Origin of the sequence: Dehalobacter restrictus DSM 9455 (assembly GCF_000512895.1) — a bacterium.
Classification (GTDB): domain Bacteria; phylum Bacillota; class Desulfitobacteriia; order Desulfitobacteriales; family Syntrophobotulaceae; genus Dehalobacter; species Dehalobacter restrictus.
In genome coordinates this window covers 994182-1012848 of sequence record NZ_CP007033.1, presented here as the reverse complement: position 1 = coordinate 1012848, position 18667 = coordinate 994182, and the positions used below count along the sequence as shown (strand labels likewise).

The window sequence follows — 18667 nt, the reverse complement described above, 5'->3', positions numbered from 1 at the left end:
TTTAGATTAATCCAGGTTGCCTACCTTCCTGGTTTCCTGGCTGTTCACCGCATAGAAAAGAGAATCGAGGTTGCGGACTAAGTCCTTCGCAATCTGCGGTTTGTTCATTGTATAGATATGGACACCGTCAATATCATTCGCAAGCAATTCCACAATTTGTTTGGTCGCGTAAGCAATACCGGCATCTTTTAAAGCTTCCATGTTATGCTCAAATTTGTCAAGTATTTTAATCAGTTTTTGCGGCATCCGTGCATTCGACAGTGCTAATATTCTTTCAATCTGAACCCGATTAGTGATTGGCATGATCCCTGCCAGAATCGGAACATTGATGTTTAGCTTAGCAACTTTTTCCTGGAAACGAAAAAAGGCGTCATTGTCATAGAACAACTGTGTAACAAGAAACCCGACTCCGGCATCCACTTTCCGCCGAAGGTTTTCAATATCCTGGTCTTTATCGGGGCACTCGGGATGGCCTTCCGGATAACAAGCGCCGCCCAGACAGAAAGAATGTTTGTTCTGGATATACGCGACAAGATCGGAAGCATATTGAAAATCCCTTACCCTGCCGGTCTCTTCCGAACCCTTTGGAATATCTCCCCGTAACGCGAGAATATTGGAGACATTGCTGTCTGCCAGCTGCGTCAGTGTTCCCTCAATTTGTTCTTTGGAAGAGGTAATACAGGTCAGATGGGCCAAAGAATTAATGTTGTATTTATTCTCAACAATGGATGCAATTTCTGCGGTCGTTTTGCTGGTACTTCCTCCGGCACCGTAGGTAACACTGATAAAATCAGGACGGAGCGGTGCCAGAGCATCAATCGTATCGTAAATGACCTCTATAGATGAAGTAAGCTTTGGTGGGAAAATCTCAAAAGATACGACCTTTTTCTGTTGGAACAATTCGCTGATAAACATTCTAAAACCTCCTTCATCTTTAATACAATCCCAAACTCATTCAATTCCGGTTGGAATAAGCTCCGGAATTGGATCATCACATGTTGAGTCCTTTAATCCCTATGTCGGTGCGGAAATGGGCATCAGGAAAATCGATGCTGTCCACTAGTGCATAGACATTCTCCCTGGCTGCCGCGATGGATGCATCACGGACGGTAACTCCAAGTACCCGGCCGCCTGAGCTGACCAGTTTTCCGTCTTCCATCTCCGTGCCGGCATGGAAAACTACCTGGTTTTCTTGGGTCACCGTAAGACTGATCGGAATCCCCTTCCTGTATTCACCCGGATAACCTGGAGCTGCCATGACCACACACAGCGCGGTGCCATCGTGCCATTCGACTTTGACTTCGGACAGTTTCCCGTCGATACATGCTTCGAAGATTGGGATCAAGTCCGACTTGAGCAGGGTCATCACAACCTGTGTCTCAGGATCACCGAACCGGACATTGTATTCCAGGAGTTTTGGGCCTTTGGCCGTAATCATTAAGCCTAAAAACAGTACGCCGGTAAATGGGGTTCCTCTTTGGCGCATAACAGAAAGCGTCGGCTGAGCGATCGTATCGATAACTTCCTGTTCCAATGCTTTGGTCCAGAAAGGAGGCGGAGAATAAGTCCCCATTCCGCCTGTATTTAACCCCATATCCCCGTCGAGTGCTCTCTTGTGATCCTGAACGGGGGTCATCGGGAGAGCCTTTTCACCGTCGCAAAAGCACAGCAGACTGACCTCCTGCCCCTCCAGAAATTCTTCTACCACGACCTTGTCTCCGGCAGCACCAAAGGCCCCACCCATAATGGTCTCGATACCTTCAAACGCCTCTTCCAGTGTAGCTGCCACAATAACCCCTTTACCTGCTGCCAGACCATCCGCTTTAATGACAATCGGAGCGCCGGTTTGTCTGATGTATCTTTCTGCTTCGCTCTTCTCGGTAAAAGTCCGGTAGTCTGCTGTCGGGACCTTCGCCTGTACCATAATTTCCTTGGCAAAAGCTTTGCTGCTTTCAAGTGTCGCCGCCGCTCCGGACGGGCCAAATACTCTGAGACCTGCAGCCTGAAAAGCGTTGACAATTCCCAGACTAAGCGGTTCCTCAGGACCAACAACCGTAAGATCAATCCCTTCATCCTTGGCAAAGTCAACCAAAGCGTCAAGTTCATTGGCCTTGATCGGGACATTCCATTGCTCTGTTCCTGCGTTACCCGGAGCTACAAAGAGTTTCTGACAAGAAGTGCTCTGATTGATTTTCCAGGCAAGAGCATGCTCCCTTCCTCCTGAGCCTACAATCAAAATTTTCTTCCCGTCTTTTTGACAACCAGACAAGTCAGCCATCGTTTTCCCACCTCAATAAGTAATATTTATTCTTAGTGCTCAAAATGCCTTCTTCCGGTATGGAGAATAATCATCCCAAGCCTGTTGGCTGTTTCAATCACTTCTTTGTCCCGGATAGAACCACCGGGATGAACAATGGCTTTGATCCCATGGGAATGGGCCAGTTCGACCGTATCCGGGAACGGGAGGTAAGCATCCGAAGCCATATAGGCACCCTGTGCTTTTTCTGCAGCCTGCTCAAGCGCAATTTTCGCCGAGCCGACTCTGTTCATCTGGCCGGCTCCAACACCGATGACCTGTCTCTTCGCCGAAATGACGATCGCATTGGATTTGACATGCTTGCAGGCTTTCCAGGCAAACTCCAGTTCCGCCAAATCATCTTCAGTCGGCTTGGCTTCTGTAACGACTTCCCATTCGACAGACGGTGTCGTCCCTTCATCCTCATCCTGAACCAGAAAACCGCCGTTTACTGTACGGATTTTCCAACCCCGGGTCTTACCGCATGCTTCCCTGCCAACTGCGAACAGACGAAGGTTAACTTTCACAGCCAAAATTTCCTTCGCCCGCGGGCTGAAATCCGGAGCAATGACCACTTCGTAGAATTTCTCTTTAATCGCTTCAGCTGTGGCCTCATCTACCACGCGGTTAAGTGCAATAATTCCGCCGTACGCCGAGACCGGATCCGCTTCCAGCGCTCTTTGATAAGCTTCCAGCAGTGAGTTCCCAAGCGCAACACCACATGGATTGGTATGTTTAATGATTACACAGACTGTCTTGTCATATTCCATAGCGATTTTCCAGGCCGCGTCCATGTCCATCCAGTTATTATAGGACAGCTCCTTGCCCTGGAGCTGCTGGCCATAAGCAAGTGTCCCTTTTCCGGCCTCCGGGTCTGCATAAAAGGCCGCCAGCTGCCCGGGATTTTCTCCATAGCGAAGATCCTGCACCTTCGCCGCCACGAGACGAAGATGCTGGGGAAAAGAGGCTTTTGTACCGATTTGACCTTCCAGATATCCAGCAATCAGACGGTCATATTCCGCCGTATGCGCAAACGCTTCGGCTGCAAGTTCCTTCCGCAAGGCCAATGGGATTAGACCGTTCTCCCTGAGGCTCTCAATCACCCTGCCGTAGTTTTCCGGATTGACGATAATGGTTACTCTATTGTGATTTTTCGCAGCTGAACGGACCATGGTCGGTCCGCCGATATCAATATTCTCGATCGCTTCTTCGAAGGTAACCCCTTCTTTGGCAATCGTTTCTCTGAAAGGGTAAAGATTTACGCAAACCAAATCAATAAAATCAATTCCGTTTTCCGCGCACTGCGCCCGGTGTTTCTCAGTATCCATTGCCAGGATTCCGCCGTGAATCTTCGGATGCAAGGTTTTTACCCTGCCATCAAGAATTTCCGGAAACCCTGTAATTTCACTGACATAACGAACAGGAATATCCGCTTCTTTCAATGTCTTATACGTACCGCCTGTTGAAATCAGTTCAAACCCCTCGGCAACAAGGCCTTCGGCAAATTCCACAATACCCGTTTTGTCCGAAACACTGATCACTGCCTTTTTCGCCATCATGTCCAACCCCCTATCATCATTTCTCAAAATAACTCCTCAGAACAATACTCAGAATTATCCTATAGAATAATATCCCGGAATAATCCTTGATATCGCCAATACATTAGTGCCATGTCAGCCCTAAATCTTATATATCCTAACGGCATATTTTTCCTAATACTGCGTTCGTTATATGATAATTTTACGCGCGATTATGAGTCTCTGAGGACGATCACTCTTCTTCCCTCTCGTTTTATCTTCCCATTCGCAATCAGTCTGACTGCCTCTGGATATATCGTGTGCTCAACTTTCAGAATTCTTGCAGCCAGCTGGTCGGCATCATCCTCAGCAAAAACCGGCACCGTCTCCTGCAGGATAATCGGTCCGGAATCCATTCCCTCGTCCACAAAATGCACCGTGCAGCCGCTGACTTTAACACCATATTCCACTGCCTGTTTTTGGGGATGTAAGCCCGGAAAAGACGGCAGCAGCGAAGGATGGATGTTCAGAATCGGATATTCGGCCCTGCGGATAAAATCCGAGCTTAACACCTGCATGTAACCGGCCAGAATCAGCAGTTCCGTACCGATGACTTCAAGCCAGTTTAAGATATCCGTTTCCTGAGAGCTATTGTCTGCATAGCTTTCCCTCGGAAAAGTCCGGACCTGAATACCGAATCTTTCTGCCCTAGTCAGGGCCTCTGCGTCTATTTTATTCGAACCTACGCCGACAAATTCTACAGGGAGCTGGCCATCCTGCCATTCGTCCAGCAAGGCTTGCAGGTTGCTGCCACGCCCTGAAGCGAGTACGGCTGCTTTCATCGATAGCTCACTCCTTGACCGGAAATCACACTGCCTATCCTGATCGGCTCTTCGCCGTTTGCAGCCAGAATATCCATGGCCTGCTTTTCATCTTCAGGATGAATGATCAGAACAAACCCGATTCCCATATTAAACGTCCTTAACATTTCCTCATCTTCAACATTGCCAAGCTTCTGCATTAATTCAAATACCGGCGGAACTTGCCACGTGGAAGTGACGATCTCCGTTCCGAGTCCGGACGACAGAACCCTTGGAATATTTTCAGTCAGACCGCCACCGGTAATATGTACCATACCCGGAACAGCAATCTTGTCCAGAAGCGCCAGCACTGACTTTACATAGATTCTGGTCGGGGTGATCAATACTTCCCCGAGCGGTCTCCCGAGTTCGGGGAATACCTTGTCAAGGGGGTATTCCGCAAAAATCTTACGGACCAAAGAAAAGCCGTTGCTGTGCAGTCCGCTGGACTTCAATCCCAGAAGGATATCCCCTTCGCGGATGTCCGAGCCGTCAATCAGCTTGTCCCTGTTCACCGCACCGACAGCGAAGCCAGCAATATCATATTCTTCTTCAGCGTAGAAACCGGGCATCTCAGCAGTCTCTCCGCCAATCAGTGCACAGCCTGCCAGACGGCAGCCTTCGGCCACGCCGCCTACAATGGAAGCAATTCTTTCCGGAACCAGTTTCCCTACCGCAAGATAATCCAGAAAAAACAATGGCTCGGCGCCCTGGACCAGAACATCATTCACGCACATCGCAACAGCGTCCTGGCCGATGGTATCATGCTTATCCAACTGAAAAGCCAGCCGCAATTTTGTTCCGACACCATCCGTACCGGAAACCAGCACGGGATCAGAATATTTTTGCAGATCCAGACTGAACAATCCGCCGAATCCGCCGAGTCCCCCTAAAACTCCGGGCCGCCAGGTTGCAGCTACCGCAGGCTTAATTTTCTCTACAGCTTCATTTCCGGCCTGGATATCCACACCGGCATCTTTATAGGTAATTCCCATGATTACTCCTCCTAACGGCTAGTTTAACACTCCATGTCTTCTTTGGAAAACTTCTTCGGGACAGTGGTCGGATAATCACCGTTAAAACAGGCCAGACAAACTGAATCACTACCCAAAGCCTTTTTCAGCCCTTCCTCCGACAGATAGTACAGGGTGTCCGCCCCGACAAACCTGCGAATTTCATCGATGTTCATTTGATTAGCAATCAATTTTTCCCTTTCGGCCGTATCGATGCCATAATAGCAGGAATACTTCACCGGAGGTGAGCTGATCAGAAGATGAACCTCCTTGGCGCCGCATCCTTTGACCATCTCGACAAGCTTGGAGCTTGTTGTCCCCCTGACAATCGAATCATCGATCATCACAACCCTGCGTCCATGGATGACCTGCTTGTTGGCATTCAGCTTAATCCGGACAGCAACTTCTCTTAACTCCTGCGTGGGCTGAATGAACGTCCGTCCAACATACCTGTTTTTGAGCAGCCCCTCCTCAAAAGGGATACCCAGCGTTTGGGCATAGCCCAGGGCGGCCGGTGTCCCGGAGTCCGGAACCGGAATAATCACATCAGCCTCAATCGGGCATTCTTTCGCCAGCTGAACACCCATTTGCCTCCTGCTTTCCCAGACATTCAGATTATCCAGTGTACTGTCAGGCCGCGCGAAATAAATATATTCAAAAGAGCAGGGGGCAATCCGTTCCTGCGGCGTACCGAAACGGGTATGAAGCCCTGCGTCGTCGATCGTCACGACTTCTCCTGGTTTAACGTCCCTGACAAATTCCGCACCGATCGTATCGAGCGCACAGCTTTCGGAAGCGAAACAGTACCGCTCTCCCAGCCGTCCGATGCACAAGGGCCTCAGGCCATGGGGATCTCTCGCCCCGACAATTTTGTCTTCAGCCATGATCAGCAGTGCGTAGGCTCCCTTGATATCAATCATCGTTTTGATAATCGCATCTTCCAGGCTATGCCTGCGGTAACGCGCAATCATATTTAGAATCACTTCGCTGTCAATGGTTGTCTGAAAGACTGTTCCCTGACTGCCAAGCTCCTGTCTGATTTCTACGGCGTTCGTCAGATTTCCGTTATGCGCCAGCGCCATCATTCCGTTCTGGAAATGAACAACCAGCGGCTGTGCATTCGATAACAGGCTTGAACCCGTCGTTGAATACCGGACATGTCCAATCGCCATCTTCCCTTGCAGTCCTGCGAGTAAATCAGGCGAGAATACCTCAGATACCAAGCCCATTCCTTTTTCTACAACGATTTTTCTTCCATCGGAAACAGCAATCCCCGCACTTTCCTGTCCCCTGTGCTGCAACGCATAAAGGCCATAATAAGTCAGACGGGCAATTTCCTTTTCAGGAGCAAAGATTCCGAAGAGACCACACTCCTCTTTGGGCTTGTCATCCCAGAGCAAATCCACAGTCAAGAACTCCTTTCATCTACTGTATATACTGTCTCTGTCCTCTAGCAGTTATGTTTCCAGCATTGTATTTTTAGCAATCGCTTTAAGCATTTTCTAGAGCGTCCTTCAGACGGGTATAGACTTCGGCATACGCTTCTTCAATCTTGCCAAGATCCCGGCGGAAACGGTCCTTGTCCAGCTTTTCTCCGGTATCTTTGTCCCAGAAGCGGCAAGTGTCCGGAGAAATCTCATCTCCGAGCATGACTTTGCCGTCAATCAGACCGAACTCCAGCTTATAGTCAACCAGGTCAATCCCGGCCTTGGCAACAATTTTGGTCATAAGCTCATTGACCTTCAAAGCAATTTCCTTCATTTTGTTGATTTGTTCGATCGTTGCCCATCCCATCGCAAGCGCATGGGTTTCATTGACCATCGGATCACCGAGCGCGTCGTCCTTATAATAAAGCTCAAGCACAGGCGAAGCCAGGGAATAGCCCTCTTCTTTGCCAACCTTCTTTACGAGACTGCCGGCAACAATATTGCGGACAACAATTTCCAGCGGAACCATCTGCAGGCGCCGGACAATTTGTTCCCTGTCACTTAAAAGCTCAACAAAATGTGTATCGACGCCATTCTTTTGAAGATAGGAAAACATCATCGCGGACATCTTGTTGTTGATAATCCCTTTGTCAACAATGGTACCCTTTTTTATCCCGTTAAAGGCAGTTGCATCATCTTTGTACTCGACCCAGAAAACATTTTTGTCATTCGTATCATAGATTTTTTTGGCTTTGCCTTCATACAGCATTGCGAGCTTTTCCATATCATAACCCTCCAGTAATAATGTCTAAATTTACATCCATATTCAATTTTCATCGTTTAATAAACCGTTCGAGTTTAAGGCTACCTATAACAATGTGATTTAAATAGGTAATTTCCAAAAAGTTGATATTATGTTTATTATTTCAGTAGTCCGACTCTGCGGAAAATATAGTCAATGTTTTTCGTATGATACTCATAATCAAACAGCGCATCAACTTCTTCTTTGGTTAGGAACTGCATGATCTCAGCATCCTGAAGCACATAATCCTTAAACGGCACCTTGGTATCCCAGGCTCTCATTGCATTTTTCTGTACCAGCGCGTAGGATGTTTCCCTGCTCATGCCCTTATCGACCAGCGACAGCATAACCCTTTGGGAGAAGATCAGACCATAGACCTTTTCAATATTTGTCATCATCTGTTCCGGGGACACTCTTAATCCTTCCAAAGTCTGAATCATCTTATGCAGCATATAATCCAGCGCAATGGTGCTGTCAGGAAGGATCACGCGTTCAGCTGAGGAATGGGATATATCTCTTTCATGCCAGAGTGCGACATTTTCAAAAGCGACCTGGGCATTCCCGCGGATTAGGCGGGCCATTCCGCAAATTCTTTCCGAAATAACCGGATTTTTCTTATGCGGCATCGCTGAAGAGCCTTTTTGTCCCTTACCAAAAGGTTCTTCGACCTCATGGACGTCCGTCCGCTGCAGATTACGAATTTCCGTGGCAATCTTATCAAGTGAAGAAGCGATTCCGGCCAACACGCCTACATAGAATGCATGCCTGTCCCTCTGGATAATCTGGGTTGACACTGGAGCCGGCTTTAAGCCCAGGCTCTCACAGACCCATTCTTCCACGGCAGGATCAACGTTCGCAAACGTGCCGACTGCACCCGAAATCTGGCCTACCCGAATCTCTTCGCGCGCATATTTCAGCCGCTCCCTCTGCCGTTTCATTTCGTCATACCAGAGTGCGAATTTCAGGCCGAATGTAATCGGTTCGGCATGAATCCCGTGCGATCTTCCCATTTGCAGCGTATCTTTGTATTCGAGGGCTTTTCTGCCCAAAACATCAATCAGCTTATCCATCTTCTCGAGCAGGATATCGGAAGCCTCAACCAGCTGCAGCGAGAGCGATGTATCCAGTACATCGGAAGAGGTCAGTCCGAGATGTATATATTTGGCTTCATCGCCGACGTTCTCAGCGACATTGGTCAAAAAGGCCAATACGTCGTGCTGGGTGACTTCTTCAATTTCCTTGACCCTGTCCCAGGAAAAAGCGGCCTTCTGACGGATTACTTCGACAGCCTCTTGCGGGATCTTTCCTTTTTTCGCCCATCCTTCGCAGGCTGCAATTTCTATCTTCAGCCAGAGCGTTAGACGGTATTCATCTTGCCATAGTCTCCCCATAGCGGGAAGCGTGTACCTTTCTATCACAGAAATTCTCCTTTATTTAAATATTTTCTAAGCTTTCAGTTTATCCTGAAGTGCACTGTCCTTGGCTTCAACATCTGCCGCCATTTTTTGTCTAAAAGCTTTCAGCTGGTTCTGCAGTTCCAGATCAGCGATCGCCAGCATTTCTACAGCCAAGAGCGCTGCGTTGCGGGCACCGTTGATCCCGACCGTGGCGACCGGGATACCGGGAGGCATTTGCACAATCGCATAAAGCGCATCTACACCCTCCAAAGCACCACTCTTGATCGGGATACCAATAACAGGGAGCGTCGTGGCTCCGGCGATCACACCTGGAAGATGCGCAGCCATACCGGCCCCGGCGATGATCACTTTTCCTCCCTGTTTCTCAAAACTTTCCACCCATTCCACGGTTCTTTTCAGCGTACGGTGAGCAGAAGATATTTTCATTTCAAAGGGTACTGAGAATTGCTGCAGGATTTTTGCTGCTTCTTCCATGATGGAAAAATCAGAATCACTACCCATGATTACACCAACAGAGATCATTCGTTATTTCCTCCTTTAAATGCTTTTCCTTATTTGTGAGCAGAAATAATCACAAATTCACCATATTATCTGCAATAAATTCTAAACATATTTTACCCGACAACAAATACAGGGTCAATCAGAATCCGAACATTATTTTGTTTTTTTGTTCTAATGTTCGGAATATGACCAATAATAAGGAGACCTCCCACAGCAAAGCTACGAAAGGTCTCCTTATCGGTTCATACATTTAGGCCTTGGATATCCATATTCTTGCCGCCTTCGTTCCAATTTTCGTAGAGGAATAATACTTCATCAATGATCCACAATGCTGGTGATCATCGTAGATAAATGCTTGGATAAATCCAGGTCGTCCGGATTGTCCAGGGCTTGATTGCCTTGAGTGATTACCCTGACCACCGGTCTTGTTGGCAAAATAGGGTTTTGTTTGATAACAACACCGCGCAAACCATTGCTAAGCTCTATACCTGTTCCTGTCGGATACGGCGCCACAGACTGAGCAAAAATGCGGACAATTTCAGGGTCAAACTGCAGCCCTGAATGAACAATGATATATTCGTATGCCAGATAAGGCGGCATTGCATCGCGATAAGGGCGCTTGCTGGTCAAGGCCTCATACACGTCGGCGACAGAGGCGATCCTAGCGTATTCATGAATTTCATTCTCTCTTAGTTCCCTGGGGTAGCCCCCGCCCTTCCATTTCTCATGATGCTGCAGCGCAGCATGGGCAGACAGGATGCTGAAATCGCGATTGCCGCGGATATATTCATAACCATGCAACGGATGGGTCTTAATCTGCTCAAATTCTTCTTTTTCCAATTTACCTTTTTTGTTTAGAATTTCTTTCGATATTTTTGTTTTTCCGATGTCATGCATCAGAACTCCCATCCCAAGCTCCAAAAGCTGGTTTTGTGTAAAACCTTTGCCGATTCCGAGCATCAAAGCCAGGACTGTGGTGTTGATCGAATGATGATACGTATATTCGTCGTAGCCGTTAATATCAGTCAGATTACTAAGGATATCAAAACTGTGCAACAAATCCTGAACTAGATTCAGAACCGCAAAACGGACTGAATCCGCATCTATCTCTGCCTCCGGATGTTTCTCCAGTTCATCGGTAACTCCCCGAACCGCATTATATGCAATCTCTTTGGTCTTGTCCATAATGGCATAACCGATTTCAACATCTTGAAACCGTTCATCTTGAATGAATACCATATCGTAGCCGATATCTTTAAGCTTTGCTAAATAGTTCTTATTGAGCTCGACTCCTTTACCGAGAAGTATCCTGCCGTAGGAGTTTCTTATCGGTCTGGCCAGCACAGATCCTTCCTGAACGTATTTGATATTGACTAACCTCATGTGAACTCCTTGTTATCAAGATTAAAGGTACTTTGACTGGTGTAATTATACCATTAAAATGCCATAATTTATATTGCATTTAAGCGGTTTATAACGATTTTTATCATTTCCTCAATTTTATAAAGAAATATAAGACACTGATGTCCTCAGACTCTTCTGATCCGAATTGTTCTTTAATTGTTGCGTCCCCTCCGGAAGTAGTATCAACACTTGCCGAAGAAATGCCTATACCTAGAAAAAAGCTGCTGCAGACATCGGATCCTTGTCTGCAGCAGCTTTTTTTGTTATTCAGATATTTTTTTGATCACATATCCATTTTATTCTCAAGCAAATAGGCGGAAACACAGAAGAAAATGGCACCCAGCACCACCTGAATTAAAATTTGAATTAAAAGAAACGTATAGCTTGGCACCCCTGGACTGATCATCGAATTGGCACTAAATATATCCGTTGTCAGCGTATTTGTTATGGCACTGTCAACCCAGGCTAACAGCATAAAGATGATGAAGCTGATCAAACCGCCGAATTTTTTCTCAGCAAGGATACTCTTGCGAATGGATATGGCGGCATAGACCATTAAAAACAAGCCCACAATCGATACAAACATCATCAACAGACTCACTGCAAAATAAGAAGTCAGATTAATCCCTTCCAGATGGACTTGACTGATGATGTTAGAAAAGAGATCACTTCCGACCAAAGCCCGAAGAGGTTCTCCGTAAAACCCCATAAAATTGCCTGCAAGCAGCAGAATATAGACCAGTAGAAACAGTAATCCTTCCAATATTGCAGTAATAACCTTGCTCCCAAGGATTTTGTAACCACTGTTCGGTGTCAGCATAAACATATATCCTGTCTTATGATCTAGATCGCGGCTGTACATCATAATCACATCAATAATATACAGCACAAAAAAGATACCAAGTATTCCCGAAAAAAATGCCCCCAGCACGATCATCTGTTCTTCGGTTGTATGCATACCAATTTGTAGCTTCACCAAAACAAATGCATTCAGGATCAGGACGATGGCCATAAAAATGCCCAGGCCCCTCCATTTTCGGATAAATTCATATTTTATCAGATTAGCCATGGTAAACCTCCTTATACAGTGCCTCAATCGAGCAGGATTTCTCCAGTCTGAATTTTTCCGCATCACCAGCCAGGACGACCGTTCCGCGATCCAGGAAAATTACTTCATCCAGAATCGTTTCCAATTCACTGACCAGATGGCTCGAAATAATCACTGCACAGTCATCGCGGAAAGCACCCATAATCATCTTTACAATTTTTTCCCTGGAAATCGGGTCAATCCCATTCAGCGGTTCGTCCAGAAGATAAAGCCTGGCCTTCCGGGCCATCGTTACGGCCAGTTTGAGCCTGGCTTTCATGCCCGTGGATAAACTGCTGACTTTCATATTTTCCTGTAATTCCATGAACGTTAAATATTCCAGTGCTTTATTTTGATCAAAGTCCTCATACATGTCTGTGTAAAAACTGAGGATCCCGTCAATTTTCATCCAGCCGAACAGAAAATCATCCGTTGGCATAAAAGCCGTGAGTTTTTTGGTTTCTGCCCCGATGGGATAACCCATAACCGTCATTCTGCCGGAAGTTGGCTTAAAAAGCCCTGCGGCAATCTTGAAAAAGGTGGTTTTCCCACTGCCGTTAGGACCGAGCAGCCCGTACACTTTGCCCTCTTCAATCTGCAGATCCAGGTCGTGCAGTGCCTTGTTCCGGAAAAATCCTTTGCTGACATTTTCAGCAACTAATACAGATGTCATTGAACAGCCTCCTTATCCAGCCTGCTTTTTATCAGCGCAATCATGTCGTTAAAATTAAATCCCAATTCCATCATTCCTTCAATAAAGTTTCTGACGATATCCTCTGCCATTTCTTTCTTCATAATCTCCACCTTCTCCTCCGATTCTGTAATAAAAGTTCCTACTCCTCGTTTGGTAAAGGTCACTCCTTCCCGTTCCAGTTCATTGAAGACCCTTACCATGGTATTGGGATTCACCTTCAGGTTTTGGGCATACTCCCTTGATGACAGCAGTTTTTCGCCTAAATTCATTTTTCCTAGAATTATGTCTTTCTTAATCAAATTCATAATCTGAATGTAAATCGGCGCAGTATTATCAAAATTCATTATGTCACCCCTTTAACATCGTACTAGTTAACTATATAAATAGTACACTAGTACAGTGTTGAAGTCAAGTAAATCAGATTTACCCTTTTCAAAGCAAAGTTTTTGCCCAAACCAGAACCTCCTCAGAACTTCTAGCGACCCATACATGATGGGAACAGAGTAAACTTTGCCGGTTACAGCCAGGAGGCATTTAAGCTAAACACAGGAGGAATTAGTAATTACTAAAATATATTTCTTGCCCTCGATCCAAAATAAGTCTAGGATAATAATAAATAGTTGCTATCTTATTAAAATCTTATTGGAAGACTCTTTCGGGAGGAGATAAACATGGGAAAAATGATGAATGATCATTATATTTTGCCCCAAAATTTTTATCCGATGTTGAAATTGCGTGATTACCTTCATTTGGGAATCATCCGTCATTATCGCAAAGGGGAATCCATCGTCTTCCTTGGAGAAACCATTGATAGTATCATCTTAGTACTTTCGGGAAAATTGGGTATCAGCTTCATGCATGAGAATGGAAAGCAAAAATTTATGTATCATGCGGATCCGTACACTTTCATAGATGAAGCCCTTGGCATATTTACAAGCTCTTATGTTCATGTTGTTTCGGAGGAAGATAGCAGCGTCTGTTTTTTTGAAAAATTTCAATTTCTTATGCTCCTTCATGAGAACAAAGAATTGCTTTTAGAATATATTACGTGTTTTTCATCCAAACGTTGTTATTTCATGCATGAGGCTAGTGAGGCGGTTCTTTATAAGCCATCCGTCAGGATTTTACGATTCTTTTATTTACTCTGCAATACACAAGGGAAACTGGTTGATAATGTTTATGAAATCGATGTGAAAATATCTCAAAGGGCAATTTCCGAAATAACAGGGGTTCACTTTATAACGGTCAATAAAATCTTAAGATATCTAAAAAAAGAAAACATTTTAAATAAAACAAGGAATAAGATTATTATATATGACTTACCACAACTAAAAGCTTTGATTGAGGATTGGATGAATCATTAAATACCGCCGAAAGGCGGTTTATTTTTTTCTTCATAAAAAAAATGTTCCACCCAATACGCAATGTAATCCGGGACTTATAACCGATAATGTAATGACCAATACAATAATCTTATAAAACAGGCAGCAAAATTTAAGGAGGTGAGAATGATGAGTACATTCTTAATTTTTTTAGCGGGGATTCTTTTTTTGGCCGGTATCCTTTTTATCAAGCCGCGTGCCAAAAAAGAGAAAAATTGGCAGACCGCGCTGGTTTGGGCATTATATGTAATTTGGTTTTTAATCACATGCATGGGGATTTCATTTGTTTACATTAATGCCAGCGTAGGACATGTCAAGGCAACAAGCACAGCGATTTTCCTGTTCGGAGGAATCTCAGTGATATTGGCCGTTGTTTTGGCCCGCATATTAGGTTTTATCGGCGCAAAAAGCAAGGCAAAAGAGTCAATTCAGGCTTAAAAGGAGGAGAACTGATGTCGGAGATTTCAAAAAATGGGGAAAAAGAAACCAAGCCGCAATATCAAGTGAGCCGCCGCGGTTTTCTTAAAACGGGGGCAGCTGCTGCCGCCATGAGTGTCATGGGGGCAATCGCAGCCCCGTCCAAGGTGGCAAACGCGGCTATTCATGACCTAAGCTATACACCTGCCAAAGGACAATGGTCGAAATTACGCCCTGTAAACCATTATGGTGGTGCCACGGTTCACTTTGTAGAAAATAACGATCAGTGGTTGGGAACAAGCAAAATTGTTGGGCCGATCAAAAAATCGGGAGAATTTAATTCGGGTTTCGGGCTTGCTACCAGAGGTCTACTGGGTGATAAGGCGAGATTCGGACTCCTTAGTCAGGGCGAAAGAAGTCCTTTAACGGGTGGCATAATGCAGGCTCTTGGGATGATTAGTGGAGATGAGACTGTCATGGGCACGCCGAGAAAAGATAAACTTCCTATTCCCGACCCCGAACAAATGTCCCAGCATATCAAAGATCTCGCTTATTATCTCAGGGCAGATGATGTTGGTATAGGCCAAATGCCTTCATACGGTTATTACGGCACGAAGTGTATGCCTCCCATAACTGTAATAGCTGCCGGTATCCTTCCGCCACAAACGCCGATCGCAGAAGTACCAAATACAGAACCGGAGTACCCCTATGTCATTACTGTCGCGGTTGAACAGCATTTGGAAACCTATTTGGCATCGACTGGGTATGACGGAATATCTGTAAGCCAGTCAATGCGTTGTTATCATGCCACAGCTAATATTGCCGTCATTATGGCGCGATATATTCGAAATATAGGCTATAATGCGAGAGCCCATCATTTTGGCAATTATGGTCTTGCCGTTCCTCCGGCACTTATAGCTTCCGGACTGGGTGAACATACCCGTACCGGAGACTGTGTTGCTCATCCCAGAATGGGATTCCGCAACAAATGTGCTGCGGTTACCACCGATTTGCCTTTGGTTGCCGATAAACCCATTGATTTTGGAATGTTGGATTTTTGCAGGGTTTGCATGAAATGTGCTGTTGAATGTCCTTCTAAAGCTATCAGCCCAGATAAAGAGCCAGTGGAAATGAACGGCTACCTGCGGTGGAACAGCGACTACAAAAAATGTGCCGTATTCCGTTGCAGTAATGAGGAAGGCGTCAACTGCGGCAGGTGTATGAAAGTCTGTCCATGGAATTCCAAAGAAAACTCCTGGTTCCATGAAGCAGGCCTGTGGATAGGCAGTAAAGGAGAAACTGCTTCAACAATGCTGAAAGCCATTGATGATATGTTCGGCTACGGGACTGAAATTGTTGATAAATACAAATGGTGGCTGGAATGGCCAGAGCTTCATAAAATTAATATACCAAGCTAGAAAGTATAGTTTAACTGCATAATAAAAATTATTGCGACGTATTCCTTCATACGCCGCAATAATTTTTGTTTATTAACATATACCTTGGCCAAAATATTATTTTCTTGGAACATTTTCCATCAGAACCGAAAGTTCAGAATAAAAATCATATTTCAAAGTTCCAATAACAATACTAGTAATATCTACAGACAATAATGCAAGCATACGGAGGTTTTATGAAGGGGTTAAAAGATGCCATAGATTCTTTTAAAGAAGATTTGATTCAGTCTGTGCAAGACTGCATTCGGATTAAAAGTGTCTCTAGCGATCGGGATGGTACCCAAAGAGCCTTGGAATATTACCTTGCCCTGGCTCATAGCATGGGATTCTCGGCACATAACGTAGAAAATCTGGGTGGAGTAATCGAATATGGAGAAGGGGAAAAAACCTACGGGATGATTGTTCATCTTGATACTGTCCCTGAGGGAAGCGGCTGGAAATCCCCCCCTTTCGGAGGTCTGATTCAGGAAGGAAAAATTTATGGTCGGGGCGCAATCGATGACAAAGGGCCGGCGCTCTCAGCCCTCTATGCTTTAAAAGCCTTAAAGGATTCCGGATCAGGAATTAGCTCTGAATGTAAGGTTCAGATTATTATTGGGATTGATGAAGAGGGTATCTGGCATACAACGCCCAAATTATTGAAAAAAATTAAAGAACCTGATTTTTCTTTTGTTCCCGATTCGAAATTCCCGGTTGTAATTGCCGAGAAGGGCCTGGTCTGGCTGGAAATCAAGAAAACATTAAGTCTGGAATCCTCCGGCTATAGTGGGATTACGATTGAAACCATGCAAGGGGGAGGACAGTCCCTTAATATTGTTCCTGATTACTGCGAAGCTACACTCAGATTGAATGATGACCAAAAAATACAGATCAAAAAGGAACTCAGGCTATTCCAAGAACAAACAGGATATGATATCTCTCTTGAAAAAAATGCTTCTGTTTGCAAACTTATATCCAAGGGAAAATCCGCCCATGCCTTTATCTGCAATGAAGGACGAAATGCCATTTCCCAGCTCATTATGTTTTTAAGTCTGCTGGAGCTTGAAGGCGGGCAAAAGGAGTTCATCCAAGCCTATGCCCAAAGCATGGCAATGGAATATTATGGTGAATCCCTGGGCCTCAGTCTTGAAGATCAACTGACTGGTAAACTTACTGTTAACCCCGGGTATATCCTGATTGACGAGAAGAACATTATCCTGAAGGTGGATATTCGTTTCCCGGCCAAGGAGCGGCTTGACATAATCAAACCCAAAATCGAGAGAGCCTTTAGCGTTTTCCAGGGAAACCTTACAATCATCGATTCACTGGAATCTTTGAGTTTCCCGGAAGATGATCCCAATATTCGCAGACTCATACAGGTCTATCAGGATTTTACCGGAGACACTGAAACAAAACCTCTGGGAATGGGCGGAACCACTTTTTCCAAAGCTTTCAAACGCGCAGTTGCCTTTGGTCCGACTTTTCCCGGGATGCCTAAAGTTGAGCACCAGCCTGATGAATATATGGAGATTGAACATCTGATCAAGTGCACTGAGATCTACGCCCTAGCACTTCAATCACTTGTCAGAAACGAATAAGCGTTACCTTCTTATTCGTTGCCGTTAGCTCGATTTAACAGGATAGCGTTCCCCGATAATCGATGATGACTTCACTGTACGGCACCGAAATGCCAGCCTGGACCATGGCTGTTTTTACAGCCCGTACAATCCCGGAACAACATGGTACATCCATTCGGACCACCTTGATACTCTGCGGATGATTGATTCTGATGATCTCCGCGATCTTTTCCGTGTAATAATCATTGTCATCGAGTTTGGGACAGCCGATCAGCGTGATTCTGTCCTTCATGAACTTCTCATGGAAAGAAGCATAGGCATAGGCAGTACAGTCTGCCGCAACCAGCAGATCAGCATTTTGCAGGTAAGAAGCCTGCGGGTTAATCAAATTCAGTTGAATCGGCCATTGCCTGAGTTCCGACGGGCGTTCAGCCCCGATATCTCCGGAATCCTGTTTTTCCCCTGCAGGCGTTTTTTTGATCATTGCGGCTATGGTGCCCGGGCAAGAGCAACCCGGTTTTTCTTTTTTCTGGGCGAGCTTGGCTTTGACCAGCTCTTCGTTATAGCCTGTGGCTTCTCTTTCGATAATCTGAATTGCACCTGTCGGACATCCCGGCAGGCAGTCACCAAGCCCGTCACAATATGCATCACTGACCAAAATGGCTTTGCCATTAATCAGCTGCAGCGCACCTTCATGACAGGCGTTTACACATAACCCGCAGCCGTTGCATTTTTCCTGATCGATTTCTATAATCTTTCTGATCATATTTATCACCTTTTCCTTGATCTTCGTCATTTTGATATCTCTACTATAGCGCAATGATCATGGAAAAATC

General features: G+C 45.5%; 18 protein-coding genes. 4 read left to right on the top strand and 14 right to left on the bottom strand.

The genetic code is table 11. The features are described from left to right. Positions 1-6 precede the first annotated feature (6 nt). The 13 genes from metF to DEHRE_RS04755 form a co-directional block, all read right to left on the bottom strand. Positions 7-915 carry a methylenetetrahydrofolate reductase [NAD(P)H] gene (gene metF / locus DEHRE_RS04815; protein WP_019226405.1) on the bottom strand — a complete coding sequence of 303 codons (909 nt, stop codon included), beginning with the start codon at positions 913-915 and terminating at the stop codon, positions 7-9. A 76-nt stretch (positions 916-991) separates the two neighbouring features. Further along, positions 992-2278 (bottom strand): phosphoribosylamine--glycine ligase, encoded by a 1287-nt coding sequence (gene purD, locus DEHRE_RS04810; protein WP_019226404.1) that lies wholly within the window; start codon positions 2276-2278, stop codon positions 992-994. A 32-nt stretch (positions 2279-2310) separates the two neighbouring features. Next, a complete protein-coding gene (purH, locus tag DEHRE_RS04805; RefSeq protein WP_025205360.1) occupies positions 2311-3852 on the bottom strand; it encodes a bifunctional phosphoribosylaminoimidazolecarboxamide formyltransferase/IMP cyclohydrolase in 1542 nt (513 codons plus the stop codon). 194 nt (positions 3853-4046) lie between these two features. Further along, positions 4047-4655 (bottom strand): phosphoribosylglycinamide formyltransferase, encoded by a 609-nt coding sequence (purN, locus tag DEHRE_RS04800; protein ID WP_019226402.1) that lies wholly within the window; start codon positions 4653-4655, stop codon positions 4047-4049. Next, positions 4652-5668 carry a phosphoribosylformylglycinamidine cyclo-ligase gene (purM, locus tag DEHRE_RS04795; protein ID WP_019226401.1) on the bottom strand — a complete coding sequence of 339 codons (1017 nt, stop codon included), beginning with the start codon at positions 5666-5668 and terminating at the stop codon, positions 4652-4654. Before purM ends, purN begins: the two co-directional genes overlap by 4 nt. Before the next feature lie 23 nt (positions 5669-5691). Beyond that, positions 5692-7092, bottom strand: coding sequence for an amidophosphoribosyltransferase (gene purF / locus DEHRE_RS04790; RefSeq protein ID WP_019226400.1), 1401 nt, complete (start codon positions 7090-7092; stop codon positions 5692-5694). Between the two features lie 85 nt (positions 7093-7177). Next, complete coding sequence (gene purC, locus DEHRE_RS04785) at positions 7178-7897, bottom strand: phosphoribosylaminoimidazolesuccinocarboxamide synthase (protein ID WP_019226399.1); 720 nt, start codon at positions 7895-7897, stop codon at positions 7178-7180. Positions 7898-8034: 137 nt separating this feature from the next. Then, on the bottom strand, positions 8035-9333 hold the full coding sequence (gene purB, locus DEHRE_RS04780; protein ID WP_019226398.1) for an adenylosuccinate lyase: 1299 nt from the start codon (positions 9331-9333) through the stop codon (positions 8035-8037). Positions 9334-9360: 27 nt separating this feature from the next. Then, complete coding sequence (gene purE / locus DEHRE_RS04775) at positions 9361-9855, bottom strand: 5-(carboxyamino)imidazole ribonucleotide mutase (protein ID WP_019226397.1); 495 nt, start codon at positions 9853-9855, stop codon at positions 9361-9363. Positions 9856-10149: 294 nt separating this feature from the next. After that, a complete protein-coding gene (locus DEHRE_RS04770) occupies positions 10150-11217 on the bottom strand; it encodes an HD-GYP domain-containing protein (RefSeq protein ID WP_019226396.1) in 1068 nt (355 codons plus the stop codon). A 304-nt stretch (positions 11218-11521) separates the two neighbouring features. Then, the gene (locus DEHRE_RS04765; RefSeq protein WP_019226395.1) at positions 11522-12307 is read right to left on the bottom strand and encodes an ABC transporter ATP-binding protein; all 786 of its coding nucleotides are present in this window, start codon (positions 12305-12307) and stop codon (positions 11522-11524) included. Next, entirely contained in the window at positions 12300-12998 is a 699-nt protein-coding gene (locus DEHRE_RS04760) for an ABC transporter ATP-binding protein (RefSeq protein ID WP_019226394.1), read from the bottom strand. Before DEHRE_RS04760 ends, DEHRE_RS04765 begins: the two co-directional genes overlap by 8 nt. Next, a complete protein-coding gene (locus DEHRE_RS04755) occupies positions 12995-13363 on the bottom strand; it encodes a GntR family transcriptional regulator (RefSeq protein ID WP_019226393.1) in 369 nt (122 codons plus the stop codon). Before DEHRE_RS04755 ends, DEHRE_RS04760 begins: the two co-directional genes overlap by 4 nt. A gap of 327 nt (positions 13364-13690) precedes the next feature. Between DEHRE_RS04755 and DEHRE_RS04750 the strand changes: the two genes are divergently transcribed. The 4 genes from DEHRE_RS04750 (at position 13691) to DEHRE_RS04735 (ending at position 17852) form a co-directional block, all read left to right on the top strand. Beyond that, positions 13691-14383: a Crp/Fnr family transcriptional regulator gene (locus tag DEHRE_RS04750; RefSeq protein ID WP_019226392.1), complete on the top strand. Its 693-nt coding sequence runs from the start codon at positions 13691-13693 to the stop codon at positions 14381-14383. Between the two features lie 147 nt (positions 14384-14530). After that, a complete protein-coding gene (locus tag DEHRE_RS04745; protein WP_019226391.1) occupies positions 14531-14839 on the top strand; it encodes a hypothetical protein in 309 nt (102 codons plus the stop codon). A gap of 14 nt (positions 14840-14853) precedes the next feature. Then, positions 14854-16236, top strand: coding sequence for a reductive dehalogenase (locus DEHRE_RS04740; protein WP_019226390.1), 1383 nt, complete (start codon positions 14854-14856; stop codon positions 16234-16236). Between the two features lie 215 nt (positions 16237-16451). Then, complete coding sequence (locus tag DEHRE_RS04735) at positions 16452-17852, top strand: Sapep family Mn(2+)-dependent dipeptidase (protein ID WP_019226389.1); 1401 nt, start codon at positions 16452-16454, stop codon at positions 17850-17852. 34 nt (positions 17853-17886) lie between these two features. On the opposite strand, the gene DEHRE_RS04730 is transcribed toward DEHRE_RS04735, so the two are convergent. Beyond that, on the bottom strand, positions 17887-18597 hold the full coding sequence (locus DEHRE_RS04730) for an ATP-binding protein (RefSeq protein ID WP_025205359.1): 711 nt from the start codon (positions 18595-18597) through the stop codon (positions 17887-17889). Between the last annotated feature and the right edge of the window lie 70 nt (positions 18598-18667).